Annotated in this window: 22 protein-coding genes; 5 read left to right on the forward strand and 17 right to left on the reverse strand. The window is 63.3% G+C overall.

Annotation, left to right across the window (positions count from 1 at the left end):
* The first annotated feature begins 87 nt into the window (after positions 1–87).
* Positions 88–531, forward strand: a complete 444-nt coding sequence (locus tag ACODS1_RS18095) for a winged helix-turn-helix transcriptional regulator (RefSeq protein ID WP_489086755.1) — start codon at positions 88–90, stop codon at positions 529–531.
* An 86-nt stretch (positions 532–617) separates the two neighbouring features.
* On the opposite strand, the gene ACODS1_RS18100 is transcribed toward ACODS1_RS18095, so the two are convergent.
* The 6 genes from ACODS1_RS18100 to ACODS1_RS18125 all read right to left on the reverse strand — a co-directional run bounded on the left by ACODS1_RS18100 (position 618) and on the right by ACODS1_RS18125 (position 6,365).
* Positions 618–1,103 (reverse strand): flavin reductase family protein, encoded by a 486-nt coding sequence (locus ACODS1_RS18100; protein ID WP_489086756.1) that lies wholly within the window; start codon positions 1,101–1,103, stop codon positions 618–620.
* A gap of 79 nt (positions 1,104–1,182) precedes the next feature.
* A complete protein-coding gene (locus tag ACODS1_RS18105; RefSeq protein WP_489086757.1) occupies positions 1,183–2,199 on the reverse strand; it encodes an ABC transporter substrate-binding protein in 1,017 nt (338 codons plus the stop codon).
* Between the two features lie 268 nt (positions 2,200–2,467).
* Positions 2,468–3,616 (reverse strand): ABC transporter ATP-binding protein, encoded by a 1,149-nt coding sequence (locus ACODS1_RS18110; RefSeq protein WP_489086758.1) that lies wholly within the window; start codon positions 3,614–3,616, stop codon positions 2,468–2,470.
* 18 nt (positions 3,617–3,634) lie between these two features.
* Positions 3,635–4,444, reverse strand: coding sequence for an ABC transporter permease (locus ACODS1_RS18115; protein ID WP_489086759.1), 810 nt, complete (start codon positions 4,442–4,444; stop codon positions 3,635–3,637).
* A 2-nt stretch (positions 4,445–4,446) separates the two neighbouring features.
* The gene (locus ACODS1_RS18120; protein ID WP_489086760.1) at positions 4,447–5,343 is read right to left on the reverse strand and encodes an ABC transporter permease; all 897 of its coding nucleotides are present in this window, start codon (positions 5,341–5,343) and stop codon (positions 4,447–4,449) included.
* A complete protein-coding gene (locus tag ACODS1_RS18125; RefSeq protein ID WP_489086761.1) occupies positions 5,340–6,365 on the reverse strand; it encodes an ABC transporter substrate-binding protein in 1,026 nt (341 codons plus the stop codon). Before ACODS1_RS18125 ends, ACODS1_RS18120 begins: the two co-directional genes overlap by 4 nt.
* Before the next feature lie 334 nt (positions 6,366–6,699).
* Between ACODS1_RS18125 and ACODS1_RS18130 the strand changes: the two genes are divergently transcribed.
* Positions 6,700–8,340: a methyl-accepting chemotaxis protein gene (locus tag ACODS1_RS18130; RefSeq protein WP_489086762.1), complete on the forward strand. Its 1,641-nt coding sequence runs from the start codon at positions 6,700–6,702 to the stop codon at positions 8,338–8,340.
* On the opposite strand, the gene ribBA is transcribed toward ACODS1_RS18130, so the two are convergent.
* On the reverse strand, positions 8,330–9,451 hold the full coding sequence (gene ribBA / locus ACODS1_RS18135) for a bifunctional 3,4-dihydroxy-2-butanone-4-phosphate synthase/GTP cyclohydrolase II (protein WP_322978053.1): 1,122 nt from the start codon (positions 9,449–9,451) through the stop codon (positions 8,330–8,332). The two genes, ACODS1_RS18130 and ribBA, sit on opposite strands and share 11 nt — an antisense overlap.
* An 82-nt stretch (positions 9,452–9,533) precedes the next feature.
* On the opposite strand from ribBA, the gene ACODS1_RS18140 reads away from it, so the two are divergent.
* Positions 9,534–9,827 (forward strand): DUF1330 domain-containing protein, encoded by a 294-nt coding sequence (locus ACODS1_RS18140; protein WP_489086763.1) that lies wholly within the window; start codon positions 9,534–9,536, stop codon positions 9,825–9,827.
* Positions 9,828–9,919: 92 nt separating this feature from the next.
* Here ACODS1_RS18140 and ACODS1_RS18145 read toward each other — a convergent pair whose 3' ends face one another.
* From ACODS1_RS18145 to ACODS1_RS18180, 8 genes are all read right to left on the reverse strand, one after another.
* Positions 9,920–10,483: an NUDIX hydrolase gene (locus ACODS1_RS18145; RefSeq protein ID WP_322978051.1), complete on the reverse strand. Its 564-nt coding sequence runs from the start codon at positions 10,481–10,483 to the stop codon at positions 9,920–9,922.
* A gap of 4 nt (positions 10,484–10,487) precedes the next feature.
* The gene (locus ACODS1_RS18150; RefSeq protein ID WP_322978050.1) at positions 10,488–11,240 is read right to left on the reverse strand and encodes a GntR family transcriptional regulator; all 753 of its coding nucleotides are present in this window, start codon (positions 11,238–11,240) and stop codon (positions 10,488–10,490) included.
* A gap of 286 nt (positions 11,241–11,526) precedes the next feature.
* Positions 11,527–11,922 carry a carboxymuconolactone decarboxylase family protein gene (locus ACODS1_RS18155; protein ID WP_322978049.1) on the reverse strand — a complete coding sequence of 132 codons (396 nt, stop codon included), beginning with the start codon at positions 11,920–11,922 and terminating at the stop codon, positions 11,527–11,529.
* A 194-nt stretch (positions 11,923–12,116) separates the two neighbouring features.
* Complete coding sequence (locus ACODS1_RS18160) at positions 12,117–13,556, reverse strand: NAD-dependent succinate-semialdehyde dehydrogenase (protein WP_489086764.1); 1,440 nt, start codon at positions 13,554–13,556, stop codon at positions 12,117–12,119.
* Positions 13,557–13,733: 177 nt separating this feature from the next.
* A complete protein-coding gene (locus tag ACODS1_RS18165) occupies positions 13,734–14,219 on the reverse strand; it encodes a flavin reductase family protein (RefSeq protein ID WP_322978047.1) in 486 nt (161 codons plus the stop codon).
* Between the two features lie 12 nt (positions 14,220–14,231).
* Entirely contained in the window at positions 14,232–15,713 is a 1,482-nt protein-coding gene (locus ACODS1_RS18170) for an aldehyde dehydrogenase (RefSeq protein ID WP_489086765.1), read from the reverse strand.
* Complete coding sequence (locus ACODS1_RS18175) at positions 15,710–16,543, reverse strand: alpha/beta fold hydrolase (protein ID WP_322978045.1); 834 nt, start codon at positions 16,541–16,543, stop codon at positions 15,710–15,712. The genes ACODS1_RS18170 and ACODS1_RS18175 overlap by 4 nt, the downstream gene beginning before the upstream one ends.
* A 24-nt stretch (positions 16,544–16,567) precedes the next feature.
* The gene (locus tag ACODS1_RS18180; protein ID WP_489086766.1) at positions 16,568–17,164 is read right to left on the reverse strand and encodes an amino acid synthesis family protein; all 597 of its coding nucleotides are present in this window, start codon (positions 17,162–17,164) and stop codon (positions 16,568–16,570) included.
* Positions 17,165–17,485: 321 nt separating this feature from the next.
* Here ACODS1_RS18180 and ACODS1_RS18185 point away from each other — a divergent pair, with 321 nt between their 5' ends.
* Positions 17,486–19,066, forward strand: a complete 1,581-nt coding sequence (locus ACODS1_RS18185) for a BCCT family transporter (RefSeq protein WP_489086767.1) — start codon at positions 17,486–17,488, stop codon at positions 19,064–19,066.
* Between the two features lie 65 nt (positions 19,067–19,131).
* Here the strand turns inward: ACODS1_RS18185 and ACODS1_RS18190 are convergent, their stop codons facing one another.
* Both ACODS1_RS18190 and ACODS1_RS18195 read right to left on the reverse strand, forming a co-directional pair.
* Entirely contained in the window at positions 19,132–19,419 is a 288-nt protein-coding gene (locus tag ACODS1_RS18190; RefSeq protein ID WP_322978042.1) for a DUF3509 domain-containing protein, read from the reverse strand.
* Positions 19,420–19,472: 53 nt separating this feature from the next.
* Entirely contained in the window at positions 19,473–19,694 is a 222-nt protein-coding gene (locus ACODS1_RS18195; RefSeq protein WP_322978041.1) for a hypothetical protein, read from the reverse strand.
* Positions 19,695–20,166: 472 nt separating this feature from the next.
* Here ACODS1_RS18195 and dnaX point away from each other — a divergent pair.
* The coding region (gene dnaX / locus ACODS1_RS18200; protein WP_489086768.1) for a DNA polymerase III subunit gamma/tau at positions 20,167–21,521 on the forward strand (1,355 nt) is incomplete at its 3' end.

Below are 21,521 nucleotides of genomic sequence, written 5' to 3' on the forward strand. Positions count from 1 at the left end.
CGGATGGATTGCTCGTCGGCGAGCTGTTAGTATCAATTTGATACGGACAATACATTCAACCTGAAAAGAAGTCACTATCAAAATAGTATGGACAGTGAAAAAGAATGCGATGACCCATGCCCGATCGCACGAACCCTGGCTGTAGCGGGGGATGCCTGGAGCATATTGATCCTGCGGGACGCCCATGCTGGCCTCTCGCGCTTCGATCAATTGCGTAAGAGTCTGGGCATTGCCCCGACGATGCTGACGCGCCGGCTCGCGGCGCTGACTGAAGAGGGATTGCTGGAGAAGCGGCGCTACTCTGAGCATCCGCCGCGGGAGGAATATCTATTGACCGCGGCGGGGCGCGACTTCCTGCCGGTGTTGTTCATGATTGGCGCGTGGGGTCGGCAGCATCGCGGAGGCGGCAAGCTGACGCGTTTCCTCGATGCCGAAACCGGCACGGAAATTCAGGCGATCGCTGTGGACGAGGTCACGGGGGCCAAGATAGGCACTCGGCCCATGCGTATGGTCGCGCCTGGAGAGGGCTGACCGGTCAAACCCGTAGATCGTCTGTGCTCTGGCGCTTGTTCAGGCCAGCGCTAGCGAGTTCTGCGGGTGTGAGTGATGGCGCGTGATCAGGCCAAGGCCGCCAGCGCGCCCATCTTGCCGCGGCAATAGACCATCGGTGCCGGGCTCTGCTCGGGGACGATCAGATTCTTCACCGCGCCGACCAGAATGGCGTGGTCTCCACCCTCGTACTCGCGCCACAGCTCGCATTCGATGATCGCCGTGGCACCTGGCAGCAACGGATTGCCCAGTTCGCTCAAGCTCCATTCGATACCCTGTGCCTTGTCCTTGCCCTTCTTGGCAAAGGCGTAGGCCTCGTGCTGCTGCCCGGCAGAGAGCAGGTGAATGGCGAAACGCTTGTTGCGGATCAGCACCGGGTAGGAATCGGAGCTGTAGTTGGGGCAGAACAGCACCAGGGCTGGATCCAGCGACAGCGAACTGAAGGCGCTGGCGGTCAGGCCTACGACCTGGCCTTCGTCATCGAGGGTGGTGATGACGGTGACGCCAGAGGGGAAGGCGCCCATGACTTTCTTGTAGGTATCGGGGTGGATCATCGCAGTAGCCTCTGAATGAACTGCTGAGGTATTACGATAATATGGTATACCAAAAGTCTGAGCACGCAAGCCCTCGTGGCTATTGCCCTTGCCAGGCGTACCAACGCTTGCTGATGGCTTCGCCGTTGCGGCTCCAGTACTTGAAGTCGAGGGTGATCTGGCCCGCTGCATGAGCGCTGGGCAGCTCCGCGGCGAGCTGCGCCGGTATCAATGCCGCACTGCCCAGGTTCACCGGCGCATAGCCGCTACGCATGGCGAAGTCGGCCTGGGCGGCCGCGCTGGTGGCATGACCCAGAAAGCGCTTGGCCGCTTCCTTGTTGCGCGTACCCCGGGGGATGACCAGGAAATCGCCCGTGACCAGGTTCTGCTGCCAGTCGATGCCTACGCTCGCGCCTTCACGCTGCAGGGCGCTGACCCGGCCGTTCCAGAACATGCCCAGGCTGGCCTGCCCGGAGGTCAGCAACTGTTGCGATTGCTCGCCGCTGCCCCACCAGACGATCTGCGACTTGATGCTGTCGAGCTTCTTGAAGGCGCGGTCGAGATCCAGTGGGTAGAGCTTGTCGGCCGGCACGCCATCGGCCAGCAGAGCCATCTCCAGCACACCCGGGCTTGGCCACTTGTACAGGGCGCGCTTGCCAGGGTGGCGTTCGAGGTCGAACAGCGCCGCCCAGCCGGAGGGCGTTTCGCCGAGGGTCTGGGTGTTGTAGCCGAGGATGAAGGAGAAGTAGAACGAGCCGACGCCGTAGATGGTGACGAAACGCGGATCGATCTGGCGCTGGGCGACCTGCTTCAGATCCAGTGGCTCGAGCAGGCCTTCACGGCCGGCGCGCAGGGCGAAATCGGCCTCGACGTCGACCACGTCCCAGGACACGTCGCCGCTCTCGACCATCTTGCGAAAACTGTCATAGTCGGTGGGGCCGGCCTGGATGACGCGAATGCCGGTCTCACGCTCGAAGGGGATGGCCCAGGCCTGTTCCTGCGCGGCCTGGGTGGAGCCGCCCCAACTGACGAAGGTCAGGGTCTGTTGCTCGGCCTGCGCCGACGTGAACTGGCAAGCGGCGATCAGCGCCCCCACTGCCAACAGCCTTTTGTGCATAAGACCCTCCTTGTTGGGTGCTGCGCTAGAACTACTGAGGCATGACTGATTGCATCGCTTGACCTGTTGCATTCATCGGATCGGTGCGGTGTTGCCGCGAGTCTCGGACAGGCTGAGCGAAGCCTTGCCAGATGCCCGTTTCAGCGGGGTGAAGTCAAGCGCGCATATGCGCTTTGTGACGCCCCGCGTGTTTCCACAATATTGCTGTTGCAGTGGCCAACTCGGCGTCGACTCGAGGCTCGCCGCCGAGGGTCTTCGAGGCCTGGCTTCAGTGGCTGCCGGCGCCCTTGAGCAGATCGCTGTCGTTCCACTCGTGATAGACGCAGGTGTGTGCCGTCTGCCAGCGCACGCGCACGTCGCTGCCCGGTTGGTGAGTCGTGGCCGCAATGGACAAGGCCTTGAGGCTGAGGCGGCTGCCGCCAGCGGTGATCACGCTGCAGGTCAGGCTGTCGCCGAGAAAGACCATCTCTTCGACCTTTGCGGAGATCTCGTTGTAGCCGGCCGGTAGCGGCGTGGCGCTGGCCTGTTCGGCGGTCAGCAGTTGCGCTTGCTCGGGGCGGATCATCAGCAGCACCTCTTTGCCAGCGTGCTGCGCCGATTGCGCGGGCACCTGCAGCGGACGCTGCTCGAACATCACCTGCTGGGCGTTGACGGCCGTGGCGCGGAGGAAGTTGGAGTTGCCCAGGAACGAGGCGACGAAAGCGTTCGGCGGTGCCTGGTAGAGGTCGGTGCCGGTGCCCAGGCCGACGATCTTGCCGTGGCTGAAGATGGCGATGCGCTGCGACAGGCGCATGGCTTCTTCCTGGTCATGGGTGACGTAGACGATGGTGATGCCCAGGCGCCGGTGCAGGTGGCGCAGTTCGTCCTGCAGATCCTCGCGCAGCTTCTTGTCGAGGGCGCCGAGTGGTTCGTCCATCAGCAGGATGCGCGGTTCGTAGACCAGTGCGCGGGCGATGGCCACGCGTTGCTGCTGGCCACCGGAGAGTTGCGCAGGGCGACGGTGGGCGAAAGGTTCGAGCTGCACCAGCTTGAGCATGGCATCGACACGCTTTTCGATCTCGGCGGGCTTCTGCTTGCGGATGGTCAGCGGGAAGGCGATGTTGTCGCGCACGTTGAGGTGCGGGAACAACGAATAGCGCTGGAACACCATGCCGATATCGCGCTTGTGTGGCGGTACCTGCACCAGCGACTGGCCGTTGACCAGAATTTCCCCGGAGCTGGGCGTCTCGAAGCCGGCAAGCATGGCCAGGGTGGTGCTCTTGCCCGAGCCGCTGGAGCCGAGGAAGGTGAGGAACTCGCCGTCGCGGATGTCCAGGTTGATGTTGTCGACAGCGGCGAAGTTGCCGTAATGCTTGTTCAGGTTGCGCAGGCTGACCAGGGGCGCCTGTTCGTCGAACGTTTTGAGTACCGCGCTCATCTCATGTACCTCGAATAATCAGGCGTTCGTTTCGCTGCGCCGACGCAGCAGCGCGGCGATCAGCATGATGGCGATGGACAGGCCGATGAGCAGGGTCGAGGCCACTGCAATGACCGGCGTCAGATCCTGGCGCAGGGTGGTCCACATCTTTACCGGCAGGGTCTGCAATTCCGGGCTGGCCATCATCACGCTCAGCACCACCTCGTCCCACGACACCAGGAAGGCGAACAGCGCGCCGGCGACGATGCCGGGGCGGATGGCCGGGAAGGTCACCTTGGCGATGGCCTGCAGGCGCGAGGCGCCGCAGATCACCGCAGCATCTTCGATGGACTGGTCGAACAGCTTCAGCGAGTTGATGATCGAGATGATGGTGAAGGGCAGCGCGACGATCACGTGGCTGACCACGAAAGCGAACAGCGTGCCGGTGTAGCCGAGTTTGAGAAACAGCGCGTACACGGCCACGGCGATGATCACCAGCGGCACGATCATCGGCAGGGTGAACAGCGCGTACAAGGCTTCGCGGCCGGGAAACTTGCCGCGTATCAGGGCGAAGGCGCAAGGCAGACCGAGGGCGACAGCGCAGAGGGTGGTCAGCACGGCGACCTTGAGGCTGGTCAGGGCCGAGGCTATCCACTCCGGGTTGGAGAAGAACTGGCCGTACCACTTCAGTGTCCAGCCCGGTGGCGGGAAGACCAGCCACTGCGAGGAGCCGAACGACAGCAGCACGATGAACACGATCGGCAGCAGCAGGAAGGCGGCGATTGCCCCGGTGGTCAGGTACAGGCCGACACGCAGCCGGCCGCTGATGGCATTGGGGGAGAGCAGCATGTTTACCTCGCGTTACTGGAGGCGACCGGCGATTCCGCCTGCAGCTTCATATAGACGTAGAACAGCAGCAGGGTAATGGCGATCAGCAGGGCTGCCGCCGCGCTGGCCAGGCCCCAGTTGAGGAAGGACTGCACCTGCTGGACGATGAACTCGGGCAGCATCATGTTCTGCGCGCCACCGAGCAGCGCCGGGGTGACGTAGTAACCCAGGGACATGACGAACACCATCAGGCCGCCAGAGAACAGCCCCGGTCGGCACAGCGGCAGGAACACACGGAAGAAGGTGCTCCAGGGGCTGGCGCCGCAGATTGAGCCGGCCTGCAACACCATCGGGTCGATGGCGCTCATGGTCGCCTGCAGCGGCAGAACGATGAACGGGATCATGATGTAGCTCATGCCGATCACCACGCCGGTCAGGTTATGCACCAGCTCCAGCGGTTCATCGATCAGGCCCAGCCACATCAGCGCCGAGTTGATTGCTCCAGAGCCCTGCAACAGCACCAGCCAGGCGTAACTGCGGGCCAGCAGGCTGGTCCACATCGACAGCAGGACGATGCTCAGCAGCCAGCGGCCCCAGCCACGCGTGGCAAGGGTGATGGCCCAGGCCAGGGGAAAGCCCAGCAGCAGGCTGATCAACGTGACCAGACCCGCCACCGAGAAGGTGTTGAACAGCACCTTGGCGTAGGACGAATTGGCGAACAAGGTTTCGTAGTTGCCCAACCCGGGCGTCGGCTCCAGCACGCCACGCAGCAACAGCCCGATCAATGGCGCGAGAAAGCACAGCGCCAGGAACAGCAAGGCAGGTAGCAGCGGGAGCGAACCCTTCCAGCGAGCCAGACGCGCCGGGCGGGGAGAGCCGCCGGCGGGTGACTGGGTCAACGGCACGGCGGCGATCTTCATTTCAGCAGCCACTCATTCCAGCGGGCGGCGATGTCATTGCCATGCTCGGCCCAGTAAGCGAAGTCCAGGGTGACCTGATCGGCTTCATGCGCGGTAGGCAGGCTGGGTGCCAACTCTTTGTCGAGCTGCGCTACCGAGTCCAGGTTGACCGGTGCGTAGGCAGTGAGGTTGGCGAACTCGGCCTGACCTTCTGCACCACTGGCCATGGCCAGGAACTTCATGGCGGCATCCTTGTTCTTCGCGCCTTTGGGCACGACCAGGAAGTCGGCCATGACCAGGTTCTGCTTCCAGCTCACGCCCACCGAGGCGCCTTCCTGTTCCAGGGCATGGATGCGCCCGTTCCAGAACTGGCCGAGGCTGACTTCGCCGGAGGCGAGCAGTTGTTGCGACTGCGCGCCGCCGCCCCACCAGACGATGTCTTTCTTGATGGTGTCGAGTTTCTTGAAGGCGCGATCGAGATCCAGCGGATAGAGCTTGTCGGCCGGTACGCCGTCGGCCAGCAGGGCCAGCTCCAGCACGCCGGGGCTCGGCCACTTGTACAGCGCGCGCTTGCCCGGATAGGTCGCGGTGTCGAACAGCGCTGTCCAGTCCTGCGGTTTGCCCTTGCCGAGTTTTCGCTCGTTGTAGCCGAGTACGAAGGAGAAGAAGAAGGAGCCGACACCGTGGTCGGAGACGAAACGCGGGTCGATGCGATCGCGCTTGATGACGTTGAAGTCCAGGGGTTCGAGCAGGCCTTCGCGGGCGGCTCGCAGGGCGAAGTCCGCCTCCACGTCGACCACGTCCCACTGCACGTTGCCGCTTTCAACCATGGCCTTGAGTTTGCCGTAGTCGGTTGGGCCGTCCTGCAGCACCTTGATGCCGGTCTTTTCGCCGAATGGCACCGCCCAGGCGTCTTTCTGCGCATCCTGAGTGGTACCGCCCCAGCTGACGAAGCTCAGGCTATCGGCGGCGCTTGCGGTGGCGGCTGCCGCGCCCATGAGCGTGGCGATCAGCGTTGCCGCTATGGTTTTCTTGAACACCATCTTGCTTGCCCTCGTTGTTGTGTTTTTACGCAAGCGGGCGATTGTTCACGCCCGCCTTCAGGGAGCAGTGACCCCATTCGGGGTGTGTTAAGTCTGGCCGTGATCGAGGGCTTGTTGGGATTGTCCTGATGCGCTCGTTCGATTGCTCGGCCTACGGAATATCATATTATGGTATTCCAAGATTTATGCAAGCTGCCTTGGCCGTGTCCAAGCCTCATCTCTCACGGAATTTCCCCCGCATCCGCTTAAGTTATTAATCGATAAGCCGATTCAGATCATTGGTGAATATCGGTTTACCGTTCCTCTTCCTGCTTTCTCTGCCTAGGAGCTCATCATGAGCTGGCTCGACAACACTAAACTGGCGACCAAACTGCTTTCTGCCTTCATTCTTTCGGCCCTTATCACGCTGATCATCGGTGCCTTGGGTGGCAATGGCATCGGCCAGCTATCGAACGCGTTACAGTCGGTATTCGCCAATAACCTCGTGTCGGTGGCAAAGGTCAACAACGTCAACTCTGCGCTGCTGGCGCAGCAGCGCGATCTCTATCGCTTGCTCAGCTTGACGGTAGCGCAGGAGCCGCAAGCCGCTCGCCAGGAGGTCATCGACAGCCTGCAGGAAAACGCTCGGACAGCGGCGAAGAACTTCGCCGAATATCGGCAAACGCTGCTGGCGGATGACGAGCGTATCGCGGGTGACCAGATGGAGCGTGACTGGCCCGCCTACAACGCAACGGTAGCCCGCATGCTGCAACTGCTGTCGCAGGGGCAGACCAACGAGGCCAGCGCACTCATCAATGGTGAACAGCGCCAGCAATTCGCGGCACTGCGTGAGAAGTTGACCACCATCATCGACTCCAACAACCGCCAGGCGGCAGAAGGGGCTGAGAATGCCAAGGAACTGGAGAGCTCGGCCAAGCTGATGCTCTATGGCGGCGTCGCGCTTGCCTTCTTGCTGGCCATCGCGCTGGGGCTGCTGATCACGCGCAGCATCAGTGCGCCCATTGCTGCTGCGGTGGTCAGCGCCCAGCGCGTGGCGGAAGGCGATCTTACGGTGCAGATCGACAGCACTCGCCAGGATGAGGCCGGTCAACTGTTGCGTGCCCTGGGCAGCATGCGGGCCAGCCTGCGCCGCACTCTGCAGGAGATCGCCGGGGCATCCGACCAACTGGCCTCGGCGGCCGAAGAGTTGAGCGCAGTGACCGACGAAAGCACGCGTGGCCTGGTGCGTCAGAATGACGAGATTCAGCAGGCGGCCACCGCCGTCAACGAGATGACCGCTGCGGTGGAAGAGGTGGCGCGCAACGCCGTATCCACCTCTGAAGCCTCGCGCAGTGCCAACCAGGAGGCCGAGGGTGGGCGTGAAGGCGCACGCGAGGCGGTGCAGGCCATCAACGGCATGGTGGTCGAATTGGGTGCGTCCACTTCCACCGTGCAGACCCTGGCCGAGCAGGTGCGCAATATCGGCAACGTGGTCGACGTGATCCGAGGCATCGCCGAGCAGACCAACCTGCTGGCGCTCAATGCGGCCATCGAAGCGGCGCGTGCCGGCGAGCAGGGCCGTGGTTTCGCCGTGGTGGCCGATGAGGTTCGCGCGCTGGCTGCGCGCACGCAGACCTCCACCGGTGAAATCGAATCGATCATCGGTACCGTGCAGAACACTGCCGAGCAGGCTGTGCGTTCCATGGGCAAGAGCCAGGATGTGGCGCAGAGCACCCAGAGCCTGGCGCAGCAGGCCGGTGAGGCGCTGGAGCGCATCGCTCAAGCCGTCGCCGGGATCAACGAGCGCAATCTGGTGATCGCCAGTGCCGCCGAAGAGCAGGCCCAGGTAGCCCGCGAGGTGGATCGCAACCTGGTGAACATCCAGGAGCTGTCGACCCAGACCGCCGCCGGTGCCAACCAGACCAGCGCGTCCAGCCAGGATCTGTCGCGCCTGGCTGTGTCGTTCAATCAGATGGTGGCGCGCTTCAAGCTGTAACCGCTGGCTCGAAAGGCAAGCTTTCGACGACCTCCAGGTCATAACCGGTCAGGCCCGCGTACTTCAGCGGCGGGCCCATGTGACGCAACTTGCCGACGCCCAGGTCCTGCAGGATTTGGGCGCCGGTACCCACTTCCGAATAGATGCGCGATTGCGTGCGGCTGAACGGGCGCTGCGGTTGAGTCAGTTGTGGCACGCGCTCGAGCAGGGCCTGCGACGATTCGTTGTTGGCCAGTACCACCACCACGCCATGCCCGGTTTCCGCCACTTTCTGCAGGGCGGCCCAGAGCGTCCAGTTCTGCGGGCCGGTGTATTCGGCGCCGACCAGATCGCGCAGCGGGTCGATCACGTGCACGCGCACCAGCGTTGCCTCATCGTGACGGATATCGCCCATCACCATGGCCATGTGTACGCCACCGGCGATACGATCCTCGTAGGTCACCAGGCGGAAGGTGCCGTGCACGGTGGGCAGCTCGCGTTCACCGATGCGAACTACGGTGTGCTCGTTGCTCAAGCGGTAGTGGATGAGATCGGCGATGGTGCCGATCTTGATGCCGTGCTGGCGGGCGAACACTTCCAGATCCGGGCGGCGCGCCATGCTGCCATCTTCGTTCATCACCTCGACGATCACCGAGGCAGGCGTCAGCCCGGCCAGGCGGGCCAGGTCGCAGCCGGCTTCGGTGTGTCCGGCGCGGGTCAGCACGCCGCCGTCGCGGGCGCGCAGTGGGAAGATGTGCCCAGGCTGCACCAGATCCTCGGCAACGGCGTTCGGCGCCACGGCGGTCAACACCGTGTGGCAGCGGTCGGCGGCGGAAATGCCGGTGGTCACGCCTTGTGCGGCTTCGATGGAAATGGTGAAGGCGGTGCTGAAGGCACTGCCATTGGCCGGCACCATCTGCTCCAGGCCCAGACGCTGGCAATGTTCTTCGGTCAGGGTCAGGCAGATCAGGCCGCGCGCCTCGCGGGCCATGAAGTTGATCGCGGCGGGGGTGCACTTTTCTGCAGCCAGCAGCAGGTCACCCTCGTTCTCGCGATCCTCGTCATCGACCAGCAGCACCATCTTGCCCTGGCGGTAGTCTTCGATGATTTCTTCGATGGAGTTGAATGACATGAGGCGGTACCTGGGTTGTCTCGGGAGGATGGATTCATGGTATACCATAATACCTAGAAAACCATCCTCTACCGGAGTCAGCATGAAGGCCTACTGGATCGCCCACGTCGATGTCACCGACCCGCAGCAATACAGCGAATACACCCGCCGCGCGCCCGCCGCGTTCAGCCTGCATGGTGGGCGGTTCCTGGCTCGCGGTGGCCGCTCGCAGGCCATGGAGGGGCGGTCGACACCGCAGCGCAGCGTGGTGATCGAGTTCGACTCTTACGAGCAGGCGCTGGCCTGCTACAACTCGGCTGAATACCAGGACGCCTGCGTGCATCGCCAGGGTGTGGCGAAGGCGGAAGTGATCATCGTCGAGGGTATCGAGGCGTGATGCCGAGCGCTTGGGCGACGTAGCCCGGATGCAATCCGGGATGCTCCACGGAAGGCACGTCCCCCGGATTGCATCCGGGTCAGGGGCGGCACTCAGCGCATGAAATGCACTTTGCCGGTGTCGTCGTTGCCCATATAGATGCCGTACACACCGGCCTGGCGTTCCTCGATATAGCGCTCGAGGATCTGTCGGATGGCCGGGTAGTAGATCGCGTCCCAGGGGATTTCCTCGGGGGCGAAGAAGCGGTAGTCGAGGGTTTCCGGGCCATGCTGGCCGGTGATCTCCAGCGCGCAGGCGCGGAAGATGATGTACACCTCGCTGATGCGCGGCACGCTGAAGATGGAGTAGGGCGAGAGGATTTCGGCGCGTACCCCGGTTTCTTCCCAGACTTCGCGCAGCGCGGCCTGTTCGGTGGTCTCGCCGTTTTCCATGAAGCCGGCCGGCAGCGTCCAGGTGCCAACACGTGGCGGGATGCCGCGTTGGCACAGCAGGTAGCGGCCCTCGCGCTCGATGATGCAGCCGGCGATGACCTTGGGGTTCTCGTAGTGGATATAGCCGCAGGCGCCGCACATCAGGCGTTCATGGGTGTCGCCGTCGGGCAGTCGGCGGCTGAGATCGCCCGAGCCGCACTGCGGGCAGAAGCGCGGAGCGGGCATGGCATCAGCGTCCGATACGGGGCTCTTGCTGGGCGATAGGGATGACGAAGTCGCGCATCTCCCCGGTTTCGTCCTGCTTGGACTTAAGGTAGTCCAGCGCCACCTTGGCGGCTGCCCGGACGTGATCCACCGAGGCCTGGTGCGCGGCCAGCGGATCGCCGCTCTTGATCGCCTCGACGATGCGCTCCATTTCCTGGTTGCTGGTGCCACGGCGGTTGGTCTGCGACACCGAGGTGGCGCGCAGGTAGCTGATACGAGCCTGCAGTTGGCGCAGCTGGGTGGCGGCGATCTGGTTGCCGGAGCCTTCGAGCAGCACGTCGTAGAAGCCCTGCACCGACTCCAACACGGCCTGCAGGTCGCCGCTCTCCAGCGTCTTGCGGTTCTCCTCTAGAGCCTTTTCCAGGGCGCGAATGTCCTTGGGCTTGGCGTTGAGGGTGAACAGCTGGACGATCAGGCCTTCCAGTACGCAGCGCAGCTCGTAGATATCGCGGGCGTCTTCCAGGGTGATGATGGCCACACGCGGGCCCTTGGCACCGGCGAACTCCACCAGGCCTTCGGACTCCAGATGACGCAGCGCCTCGCGTACCGAGGTGCGGCTGACCCCGAGGCGATCGCAGAGGTCACGCTCGACCAGGCGATCGCCCGGCAGGAGCTGGAAGTTCATGATGGCGCTGCGCAACTTGTCCAGCACGATTTCGCGCAGGGTGACCGGGTTGCGATTGACCTTGAAGCTGTCGTCGAGTGGCAGGCGTTTCATGGGGTCCGCTCTTGTGAGGCTATCCGTAGAAAAACAACGAAGGAGCACCCTTGGGGCATCTCTAAAAACTATCTCGGCTTTGGCTTCCTGCGTCGCTCTACCTCCTGCATCCATGCAGTCGTGCGTTGCCATTGCTGCGTTAAAAACAGGCTCAAAATGCTCATTTACAACACGTAAAGTCGAACGCGACTCCGAGCGTTTTTCGCCTGTTTTTGCGGGGCCGCCATCGGTATTGCGCTGGCTGCCTCGATTACGTTTTTAGAGGTGCCCCGTGGGCGCTCCTTCATCAGTCTTGCTGGCCCTGCTCCGCGTCTGCTTCGGCGAAGGCTTCCCGAGCGAGGCGGAAGCTGTCTACCGCTGCCGGTACGCCGCAATAGATGCCGACCTGCAGCAGGATCTCGCGAATCTGCTCACGGCTCAGGCCGTTACGCAGTGCGCCGCGAACGTGCAGCTTCAGTTCATGCGGACGGTTGAGGGCCGAAATCATGGCCAAGTTTATCATGCTGCGCTCTTTGAGCGACAAACCCTCGCGGCCCCAGACGTGGCCCCAGCAGTACTCGGTGACCAGTTCCTGCAGTGGGCGGTTGAAGTCGTCGGCATTCTCGATGGATTTGTTGACGTAGGCCTCGCCCAGCACCTGAGTGCGAATGGCCAGGCCCTTTTCGTACTTTTCGTTGCTCATCTGCTCATCCTTCTGTGGTTTACAGGTCGTTGAAAAACGTAGGCGAGGCAGGCAAGACAATACCGATGGCGGCCCCGCAAAAATGGCCGAAAAACGCTCGGAGTCGCTGTTGTAAATGAGCATTTTGACTGGGCTCGCACGCGAGGCCGTTTTTAACGCAGTATTGCCAACGCAGGTAGTTTTTCGACGGCCTGTTACAGGCCGCCCATCAGGGTGTATTTGATCTCCAGATAATCGTCGATGCCGTACTTCGAGCCTTCGCGGCCAAGGCCGGACGACTTAACGCCACCGAAGGGGGCGACCTCGGTGGAGATCAGCCCTTCGTTGATGCCGACCATGCCATATTCCAGTGCCTCGCTCATGCGCCAGGCACGGCCCAGGTCACGGGTGTAGCAGTAGGCGGCGAGGCCGTACTCGGTGTCGTTGGCCATGCGCACCGCTTCGGCTTCATCGCCGAAGCGGAAGATTGCCGCCAGCGGGCCGAAGGTTTCGTCGCGGGCGACTTTCATTTGCTCGGTCACCTCGGCCAGCACCGTGGGCTGGAAGAAGCCGTGGCCCAGCGGGTGGCGTTCGCCGCCCAGCACCAGGCGTGCGCCTTTGCTCAGCGCGTCGTGCACGTGATCCTCGACCTTCTGTACGGCGCGTTCGTTGATCAGCGGGCCGAGCTTGACGCCCTCGCTGAAGCCATCACCAACGCCAAGTTCAGCGACGCGTTCGGCCAGGCGCGCGACGAAGGCATCGTGGATGCCGGCCTGCACCAGGAAGCGATTGACGCATACGCAGGTCTGGCCGTTGTTGCGGTACTTGGCGATCAGCGCGCCGTCCACGGCCTTTTCCAGGTCGGCATCGTCGAAGACGATGAAGGGCGCGTTGCCGCCCAGCTCCAGCGACACCTTCTTCAGCGTGTTGGCCGACTGCGCCATTAGCAGCTTGCCAATGGGCGTGGAGCCGGTGAAGGAGAGCTTGCGCACCTGCGAGCTGCTGGTCAGTTCGCCGCCGATGGCCACGGCATCGCCGGTGACCACGTTGAGCACGCCGGCAGGAATTCCGGCCTGTTCCGCCAGGGCTGCCAGGGCCAGGGCGCTGAAGGGAGTTTCCGGCGCGGGTTTGACGATGCAGGTGCAGCCGGCGGCCAAGGCCGGGCCGACCTTGCGGGTGATCATCGCCGCCGGGAAGTTCCACGGCGTGATGGCCGCGACCACGCCGATTGGTTCCTTGCTCACGACGATGCGCGCATCGCCCTTGTGGCTGGGGATGGTATCGCCATAGATGCGCTTGGCTTCCTCGGCGAACCATTCGATGAAGCTGGCGGCATAGAGGATCTCGCCCTTGGCCTCGGCCAGTGGCTTGCCCTGTTCCAAAGTGAGGATTTCCGCCAGGGCATCGCTGTGCTCGATGATCAGCGCGTACCAGCGCTTGAGCAGGTGGCTGCGCTCCTTTGCGGTCAGTGCCCGCCAGGCTGGCCAGGCGCGGTTGGCGGCAGCGATGGCCTGCTGCGTCTCGGCCGCGCCCATGTGCGGCACGCTGCCGATCTGCCGGCCGTTGGCCGGGTTGAAGATGGCGCTGGTCGAGCCGTCCTGGGCGTCGAGCCAGTGTCCGTCGATGAAAGCCTGCTGGCGAAACAGAGAGGTCATGATGGCTCCGTTGCAAACTGGCTCCCTGGGAGCCAGAGCGGATGGGAACAGGTGGCCTGCCACGTTCGCCTGCTGGCGAGGCGAGCGGGCTGGCCACTGCCGCGACGCCTTGAGGGCACCGCGTGCGGAATAAAAAAGGCCGCTACCGAGGGGGGTAATGGCGCGGCCAAAAGAGAATCAGGCGAGCTGGGGCAGGGCGCCGAGCTTGCCGCGGTGGTAGAGCATGGGTGTCACTTCCTGCTCGGGCAGGATCAGGTTTTTCACCGCGCCGACGATGATGGCGTGGTCGCCGCCGTCGTATTCACGCCACAGTTCGCATTCGATGATGGCGGTGGCCTTGCTCAGCAGCGGGTTACCCAGCTCGCTCAGGTGCCATTCGATGCCTTTGGCCTTGTCCTTGCCCTTACCGGCGAAGGCATAGGCCTCGGCCTGCTGGTCGGCACCGAGCAGGTGAATGGCGAAGCGTTTGCTGTCACGCAGGATCGGGTAGGTGTCGGAGGCGTAGTTGGGGCAGAACAGCACCAGCGCCGGGTCGATGGACAGCGCGCTGAAGGCGCTGGCGGTGATGCCGACGATGCCGCCTTCGCTGTCCAGGGTGGTCACCACGGTGACGCCGGACGGGAAGGAGCCCATTACTTCTTTATAGATGCCGGGTTCGATCATCGTTGCAGTCTCCTAGCGCATCACGAAGGGATCAGGCATGGGCGCCTGCGAGAGGTTGATCCACACCGTTTTCAGTTCGGTGTAGGCCAGCACCGAGTCGATGCCGCTCTCGCGGCCGTAGCCGCTGTTGTTGAAACCGCCGATCGGCGCCATGGCCGATACCGCGCGGTAGGTGTTGATCCAGATGATGCCGGAGCGAATGCCTTTGGCCAGGCGATGGGCGCGGCCCAGATCGCGTGTCCAGATGCCGGCGGCCAGGCCGAATTGCGAGTCGTTGGCCAGGGCCAGCGCTTCGGCCTCGTCCTTGAAGCGGATCACCGAGGCCACCGGGCCGAAGACCTCTTCCTGCATGATCTTCATCGAGTGGTGATCGCACTCGAACAGGGTCGGCTCGTAGTACCAGCCCTTGGCGTCGATGGCGGGGCGCTTGCCACCCAGGCGCAGGCGCGCGCCTTCGGCGATGGCGTCGGCCACCAGGCCTTCGACCACGGCCAGTTGTTGCGCAGTGGCCATGGGGCCCATTTCGCTGGCGTCGTCCTGCGGGTTGCCGATGCGGATGCGCTGGGCGCGTTCGATCAGGCGCTCGACGAATTCGTCGTAGATATCGTCCTGCACCAGCAGGCGCGAACCGGCTACGCAGCTCTGTCCGGAGGCGGCATAAATGCCAGCCACGGCGCCGTTGATGGCGCTGTCCAGATCCGCGTCGGCGAAGATGATGTTGGGCGACTTGCCACCCAGTTCCAGCGACAGCTTGGCGAAGTTCTCCGCACTGCTGCGCACCACGTGACGCGCGGTGGCGGCGCCGCCGGTGAAGGCGATCTTGCGCACCAGCGGATGGCGGGTCAGCGCCGCGCCGGTGCTTGGGCCATAGCCGGTGACCACGTTGACCACGCCAGCCGGGAAACCGGCTTCGAGAGCGAGACGGGCCAGTTCGAGAATGGTCGCCGAGGCGTGTTCGGACGGCTTGAGCACGATGGTGTTGCCGGCAGCCAGCGCCGGAGCCAGCTTGATCGCGGTCAGGTACAGCGGGCTGTTCCAGGGAATGATGCCGGCCACCACGCCGAGCGGCTCGTGGGTGGTGTAGGCGAACATGTCTGGCTTGTCGAGGGGCAGGGTGCCGCCTTCGAGTTTGTCGGCCAGGCCGGCGGTGTAGTGGAAGAACTCCGGCAGGTAGCCGACCTGACCGCGGGTTTCGCGGATCAGCTTGCCGTTGTCGCGGCTTTCCAGTTGCGCCAGCTGTTCCTTGTTCTCGGCGATCAGGTCGCCGAGGCGGCGCAGCAGCTTGCCGCGCGCGGTGGCACTGAGCGCGCGCCAGGCCGGGTTGTCGAAGGCGGCCTGGGCGGCCTGAACGGCGCGGTCGACGTCGCGCTCATCGGCGTCGGGCAGTTCGGCCCAGGGCTCGGCCAGGGCCGGGTTGAGGCTCTGGAAGGTCTTGCCGGAGAGCGCATCGAGCCATTGGCCGTCGATGCACATCTGGAAGCGTGCGAGTGTCATGCAACGATCCCCTTGTTCTGATTCTGGAAGCTCTGCACCTGTTGCAGGAAGCCCAGCAGCGTCTGGTTCACCAGGCGCGGCGACTCCACCGGCATCATGTGCCGTTGCTCATCGAGTATGGCCACCTGGGCGCCCGGAATGCGTGCGGCCAGTTGGCGAGCCATGTCCGGCGTGGAGCCGGGATCCAGCTCGCCGGTGGCGACCAGCGTCGGCGCCTGGATGCTGCTCAGGTCGTCGACACGATACATGTCCTGGGTGGCGAACAGCTCATAGGTGGTGAGGTAACCCTGCGGGTCATTGCTCGCCAGGGTCTGCCGGATCGCCGCCATCTGCGCCGGGTTGGCGGCCTGGTACTCACGGCTGAACCAGCGCGACAGCGCCGCTTCGGCATTGGCATCCGGGCCATGCTCGGCGGCCTGGCGCGTACGCTCGATCACGCCGGCACGCTGTTCGGTGCTGCGGTTGAACACGCTGTTGAGGATCACCAGGCTGTCGAGCCGCTCCGGATGGTGCAGAGCGAAAGCCCGCGCCACCAGGCCGCCCATGGAGAAGCCGATGACGCTGGCGCGTGCCAGGCCGAGATGATCGAGCAGGTCGCGTAGTTGCGCGGCATAGCCCTCCAGGGTGGTGCCGGGCGCCGGCCTTGGGCTGGCGCCATGGCCGAGCATGTCGTAGGCGATGACCTGGAAGTGCGGGGCCAGGCCGACGATCTGACCGCCCCACATTTCCTTGTTCAGGCCGACACCATGGATCAGCACCACGGGCTGACCCTGACCCGTGGCCAGGTAGCTGGTGCCGTTCGGTGTGTGTTCAGCGGTGAGCCGAATCATGGAGTGCTCCTGCACGTTCGCGGGTTACTGGGCGTTGGCTTTTTCGGCAGCCAGTTCTTCCAGGTCGATGTAGCGGTTGCCGATGCGCGGGTGCAGGCGACCACCGTCGGCAGCGCCGAGGACGACGATGATTTCGTCTGCGCGCGGGGCGTCTTCGATCTGCATTTCCAGGGTGATGTAGTGCGAACGCAGACCTTCGTCGTCCTTGTGCATCATCGGGATCTGGATCGAGGTGCCGGGGCCGCCACGCTTGTTGGTGAAGCTCAGGTAGCTCTTGGCGTTGACGGCCTGGCGGTAGTGGTTGCCGAAGCGCAAGGTGTGAATCACCGCCGAGGCGTGCTCGATCTCGCCCTCGGCGCCAACCACGGCGGCCTTGCCGTAGGCTTCGATTTTCTCGGCGCCGCCGATGGCGGCAGTCAGGCGCTCGACCATCAGCGCGCCGAGGTCGGAGCAGTTGGCCTTGATTTCCGGCTTGAGGTCTTCGACGAAGCCGCGGCCCAGCCAGGGGTTCTTGATCACGACAGCCAGGCCCACCATGGTCACCGGCTTGTCGGTGGCCTTGCCGCCTTCGATGCGGGTTTCTTCGGTGTAGGTGACGATCTTGCGAATTTCGAAACTCATGGGGCAATCACTCCGGGCAGGGGGTAAAGGCGGTTTGTCGTCTCATGGTATACCATAATACGGAATGCGCAAGTCTCGCTTTGCAGGCGCCGGATCATGCGCACCAGAGCGGTGCAAAAGGGCATTGAAAATAGCTCTTGGTTGATGGTATACCATAATACGTGCGATGGCGGATCACCTGAGTTCGGCTCAGAACGTTGGATGCAAGGCGTTTCCCGTGCAGGATCGAAGGATGTCTCCGTGATGCTGCGGACGTCCTGATGCCGGGCGGCTCGTCATTGCCACGCTGCTTTGGTTCACAACAAAAATAAGGAGACGCCTGTGCGCGAACATCCCACCCTCAACCGCGAACGTTGGTTCGCGGGAGTCAATCCGACGATGGCGATTGCCTCGATCGCGATGGTTCTGCTATTCCTGCTATTCACCCTGAGCAATGCCGAGCTGGCGAACGGCATCTACACCGGCATCAAGGCCTGGATCGAGCATTCGCTCGGCTGGTACTACGTGGCGGTGGTGAGCCTGGTGCTGTTCTTCACCTTCTGGGTAGGGCTCAGCCGCTTCGGTGATCTGCGCCTCGGCGCCGATCACGAACGCCCCGAGTTCAGCAATTTCTCCTGGTTCGCCATGCTGTTCAGTGCTGCGGTCGGTACCGGCCTGCTGTTCTGGAGCATCGCCGAGCCGCTGATGCACATGCAGGGCAACCCCTTCATGGAAATGGCCGGGGTCAAGGCCGGTACGCCCGAGGCCGGGCAGATCGCCTTGCGCATCACCCTGTTTCACTGGGGGCTGCACGGCTGGTGCATCTATATCCTGGTGGGCCTGGTGCTGGCCTATTTCACCTACCGGCGCAATCTGCCGCTGACCATTCGCTCGGCGCTCTATCCGTTGCTGGGCGAGCGTATCCATGGCCCGATCGGCCATGCGGTCGACCTGCTGGCCATCTTCAGCACGCTGTTCGGCACCGCGACCACCATGGGCCTTGGCGTGTCGCAGATGAATGCGGGGCTGAACTACATGTTCGGCTGGGAGATTTCCACCACCAACCAGTTGCTGCTGATCGCCGGTACTTCGGTGGTCGCCACGCTGTCGGCGGTTTCCGGCGTGCGCCGTGGCATTCTCTGGCTCAGTGAATGGAACATCCGCCTGAGCAGCATTCTCTTCCTGTTCCTGCTGTTGGCGGGCCCGACCGTGTTCCTGCTGGGGCTGTACGCCTCGAGTATCGGTGACTACCTGGCGCACTTCGTACCGATGGGACTGTGGACCGATCCGGATCCCGAGCGTCAGTGGCAAGGCTGGTGGACCATTTTCTATTGGGGCTGGTGGCTGTCCTGGGGCCCGTTCGTCGGTATGTTCATCGCGCGTATCTCGCGCGGTCGCACGGTGCGTCAGGTGGTGCTGGGCGGCATGTTGTCCTCGACCCTTGGTGCCTTCCTGTGGATCGTGATCATGGGCGGTACCGGCGTGCACCTGCAGCTCAACGGTGTGGATCTGTCCAGCGTTGCCAACAGCGACCTGACCATGGTGCTGTACAAGACCATCGAAGGCCTCGGCGTGGAGTGGGCGACCCTGCCCATGGCTGGCCTGGCGACCTTGATGATCGTCAGCTGGTTCGTCACTTCAGCCGACTCCGCCACGCTGGTGATCTGCACCATCCTGTCGATGGGCGATCAGAACCCACCACAACGTTACCGGGTGATCTGGGGCCTGGGCCTGGGGGCGCTGGCCGGCACGTTGTTGCTGGCCGGTGGTCTGCAGGGGCTGCAGGCTGCCACCATCGCCGCGGCGCTGCCGTTCTCGGTGATCCTGCTGCTGATCTGCTATTGCCTGGTCAAGGCGCTGTATCAGGAAGAAGCCGAGAGGCTGGGTGGGCGGGCGCCTGCCATGCCGCTGAGCAATTCCTGATTGCCTGAGCCCTAAACGAAAACGCCCGATGCCAATGGCATCGGGCGTTTTTCATTGCGTGGGCGTCAGGCTGTGCGGTAACTCAGCACGCTGTCCTGTTCCTTGAGTGTCTTGCGCAGGTCGGCGGGGATATTGCCAGCCCGCACGGCCAGTTCCAGGCGGATCTCTTCCAGGCTCTGGGCAAAGGCATCCTGATTGTCGAGCTGCGGTTTGGCCAATACGCGGCTGTAGACGGTGCTGTCGCTCTCGTCGAGCAGGGCGAGGATGATGCTGCCATCCGGCCGTGGCGAGCTGAAGTTGGCGCGCAGCGGGTTGAACAGATGGTCGACGAGTTGCTGGTTGCTGAGTTCCATATCTGACTCCATCCTGAGGTTGGCTTCCTTCGACCTCAAAATGACGGCTTGGTTCAAGCCGTGAGCGATTGACGCGTACGCTCGATCACCTGCTGCAGCGAATCGTCGTTGTACTGGCCTGGGTAAAGACGCTGGCTGTACTGAGCGATACCGGTCTTGTCGACCAGCGTGAAGCTGAAGCTGCCCTTGCGCGAAGCCAGGATACGGCAGTCGAACGGGGCGAAGGCGTGGGTCAGGGTGCTGATGGCTTTCTGGATCTGATGTTGAGTAGTCATTTTTCTAGGTATTTCCTTTAACGCAATTGCGCATCGGTGCGCGTGGTGTTGCTCCGTGAGGTCGGCCGAAAAGCGGCCTTAGCAAGTAGACCAGTAGGAGCTTTATTAGCACGATAAAGTTCCATTGTTACGGTTCTTCGACGTGGTCGGTACGGCGGAGGCAGGCAGAAAGACAGCGCCATGAATGAATTGAGGCGAGTCGGCCTGAACAGTCAGCAGATGGGATCGGGGAGGGCGGCAGCGCAGGGAGGCGCTAGACGTTGAACCGTGAAACCAGCGGGGAGGCGCGAAGGCCTTGATGACTTGCAGCTTTGTACGAACGGCGCAGATCATAGGCGCTTGTTCAAGAAATAACCAGCGTTATTTTCGTCTCTGCAACACATCCATGCCTGGCGTGCCGCTGGCGGATGCAATTTGCCGGTTGCTCCGCTAGCATTAGCCCACTTTTGCTTTCCCTATATGACGGTTTTCCATGAGTTATCAGGTTCTTGCACGTAAATGGCGTCCGCGCTCGTTCCGCGAAATGGTCGGCCAGACCCATGTGCTCAAAGCCCTGATCAATGCCCTGGACAGCCAGCGTCTGCACCACGCCTATCTGTTCACCGGCACGCGTGGGGTGGGCAAGACCACCATCGCGCGGATCATCGCCAAGTGCCTGAACTGCGAAACCGGCATCAGTTCCACGCCTTGCGGCACCTGCTCGGTATGCCGGGAGATCGATGAAGGGCGCTTCGTCGACCTGATCGAAGTCGATGCCGCCAGCCGCACCAAGGTCGAAGACACCCGCGAGCTGCTCGACAACGTGCAGTACTCGCCGAGCCGTGGGCGCTTCAAGGTCTACTTGATCGACGAAGTGCACATGCTCTCCACCAGCTCCTTCAACGCGCTGTTGAAGACGCTGGAAGAGCCGCCACCCCACGTCAAATTCCTCCTGGCCACCACCGATCCGCAGAAGTTGCCGGTCACCGTGCTGTCGCGCTGCCTGCAGTTCTCCCTGAAGAACATGCCGCCGGAGCGCGTTGTCGAGCACCTGACCCATGTGCTGACTGCCGAGAACGTGCCGTTCGAGGACGACGCCCTGTGGCTGCTCGGCCGCGCCGCCGACGGTTCGATGCGCGACGCCATGAGCCTGACCGACCAGGCCATCGCCTTCGGTGAGGGCAAGGTGCTGGCGGCCGATGTGCGTGCCATGCTCGGCACCCTCGATCACGGCCAGGTTTACGGCGTACTGCATGCGTTGATCGAAGGCGATGCGCGCGCCCTGATCGAGGCGGTTCGGCACCTGGCCGAGCAGGGGCCGGACTGGAATGGTGTGCTGGCGGAAATGCTCAACGTCCTGCACCGCGTGGCCATCGCCCAGGCGCTGCCGGATGCCGTGGACAACGGCCAGGGTGACCGCGAGCGGGTTCTGCAACTGGCCCAGGCACTGCCGGCCGAAGACGTGCAGTTCTATTACCAGATGGGCCTGATCGGCCGCCGCGACCTGCCGTTGGCGCCTGATCCACGCAGTGGCTTCGAGATGGTATTGCTGCGTATGCTGGCCTTCCGTCCGGCGGGAGCCGATGATGCGCCGAGGGTCACGCTAAAGCCCTTGGGGATCAGCCAGGCCACTGCTGATTCCCAGTCCAACCCAGTGGCCGGTGCCGCCGTAGTGGCACCGGCTGCGCCTGTCGTCACCGCACCTGCGCCCGAGCCGGTCGTGCCGGCAGAAGCGCCCGTTGCAGCGCCGCAAGCCGTTGCATCGGCCGAACCGGTTGCCCCGACAATCGCTGCTGAGCCTGAGCCTGAGCCTGAGCCTGAGCCTGAGCCTGAGCCTGAGCCTGAGCC

Source organism: Pseudomonas sp. FG29, from assembly GCF_057809355.1.

Bases quoted from the DNA above. Each gene is read 5' to 3' on its own strand.
- ACODS1_RS18155 (WP_322978049.1), bottom strand. From the start codon at position 11,922: ATGAGCAACGAAAAGTACGAAAAGGGCCTGGCCATTCGCACTCAGGTG.
- ACODS1_RS18105 (WP_489086757.1), bottom strand. From the start codon at position 2,199: ATGCACAAAAGGCTGTTGGCAGTGGGGGCGCTGATCGCCGCTTGCCAG.
- ACODS1_RS18175 (WP_322978045.1), bottom strand. From the start codon at position 16,543: ATGATTCGGCTCACCGCTGAACACACACCGAACGGCACCAGCTACCTG.
- ACODS1_RS18095 (WP_489086755.1), top strand. From the start codon at position 88: ATGGACAGTGAAAAAGAATGCGATGACCCATGCCCGATCGCACGAACC.
- ACODS1_RS18115 (WP_489086759.1), bottom strand. From the start codon at position 4,444: ATGCTGCTCTCCCCCAATGCCATCAGCGGCCGGCTGCGTGTCGGCCTG.
- ACODS1_RS18150 (WP_322978050.1), bottom strand. From the start codon at position 11,240: ATGAAACGCCTGCCACTCGACGACAGCTTCAAGGTCAATCGCAACCCG.
- ACODS1_RS18120 (WP_489086760.1), bottom strand. From the start codon at position 5,343: ATGAAGATCGCCGCCGTGCCGTTGACCCAGTCACCCGCCGGCGGCTCT.
- ACODS1_RS18170 (WP_489086765.1), bottom strand. From the start codon at position 15,713: ATGACACTCGCACGCTTCCAGATGTGCATCGACGGCCAATGGCTCGAT.
- ACODS1_RS18165 (WP_322978047.1), bottom strand. From the start codon at position 14,219: ATGATCGAACCCGGCATCTATAAAGAAGTAATGGGCTCCTTCCCGTCC.
- ACODS1_RS18190 (WP_322978042.1), bottom strand. From the start codon at position 19,419: ATGGAACTCAGCAACCAGCAACTCGTCGACCATCTGTTCAACCCGCTG.
- ACODS1_RS18125 (WP_489086761.1), bottom strand. From the start codon at position 6,365: ATGGTGTTCAAGAAAACCATAGCGGCAACGCTGATCGCCACGCTCATG.
- ACODS1_RS18145 (WP_322978051.1), bottom strand. From the start codon at position 10,483: ATGCCCGCTCCGCGCTTCTGCCCGCAGTGCGGCTCGGGCGATCTCAGC.
- ACODS1_RS18110 (WP_489086758.1), bottom strand. From the start codon at position 3,616: ATGAGCGCGGTACTCAAAACGTTCGACGAACAGGCGCCCCTGGTCAGC.
- ACODS1_RS18100 (WP_489086756.1), bottom strand. From the start codon at position 1,103: ATGATCCACCCCGATACCTACAAGAAAGTCATGGGCGCCTTCCCCTCT.
- ACODS1_RS18180 (WP_489086766.1), bottom strand. From the start codon at position 17,164: ATGAGTTTCGAAATTCGCAAGATCGTCACCTACACCGAAGAAACCCGC.
- ACODS1_RS18160 (WP_489086764.1), bottom strand. From the start codon at position 13,556: ATGACCTCTCTGTTTCGCCAGCAGGCTTTCATCGACGGACACTGGCTC.
- ACODS1_RS18140 (WP_489086763.1), top strand. From the start codon at position 9,534: ATGAAGGCCTACTGGATCGCCCACGTCGATGTCACCGACCCGCAGCAA.
- ribBA (WP_322978053.1), bottom strand. From the start codon at position 9,451: ATGTCATTCAACTCCATCGAAGAAATCATCGAAGACTACCGCCAGGGC.
- ACODS1_RS18195 (WP_322978041.1), bottom strand. From the start codon at position 19,694: ATGACTACTCAACATCAGATCCAGAAAGCCATCAGCACCCTGACCCAC.
- ACODS1_RS18130 (WP_489086762.1), top strand. From the start codon at position 6,700: ATGAGCTGGCTCGACAACACTAAACTGGCGACCAAACTGCTTTCTGCC.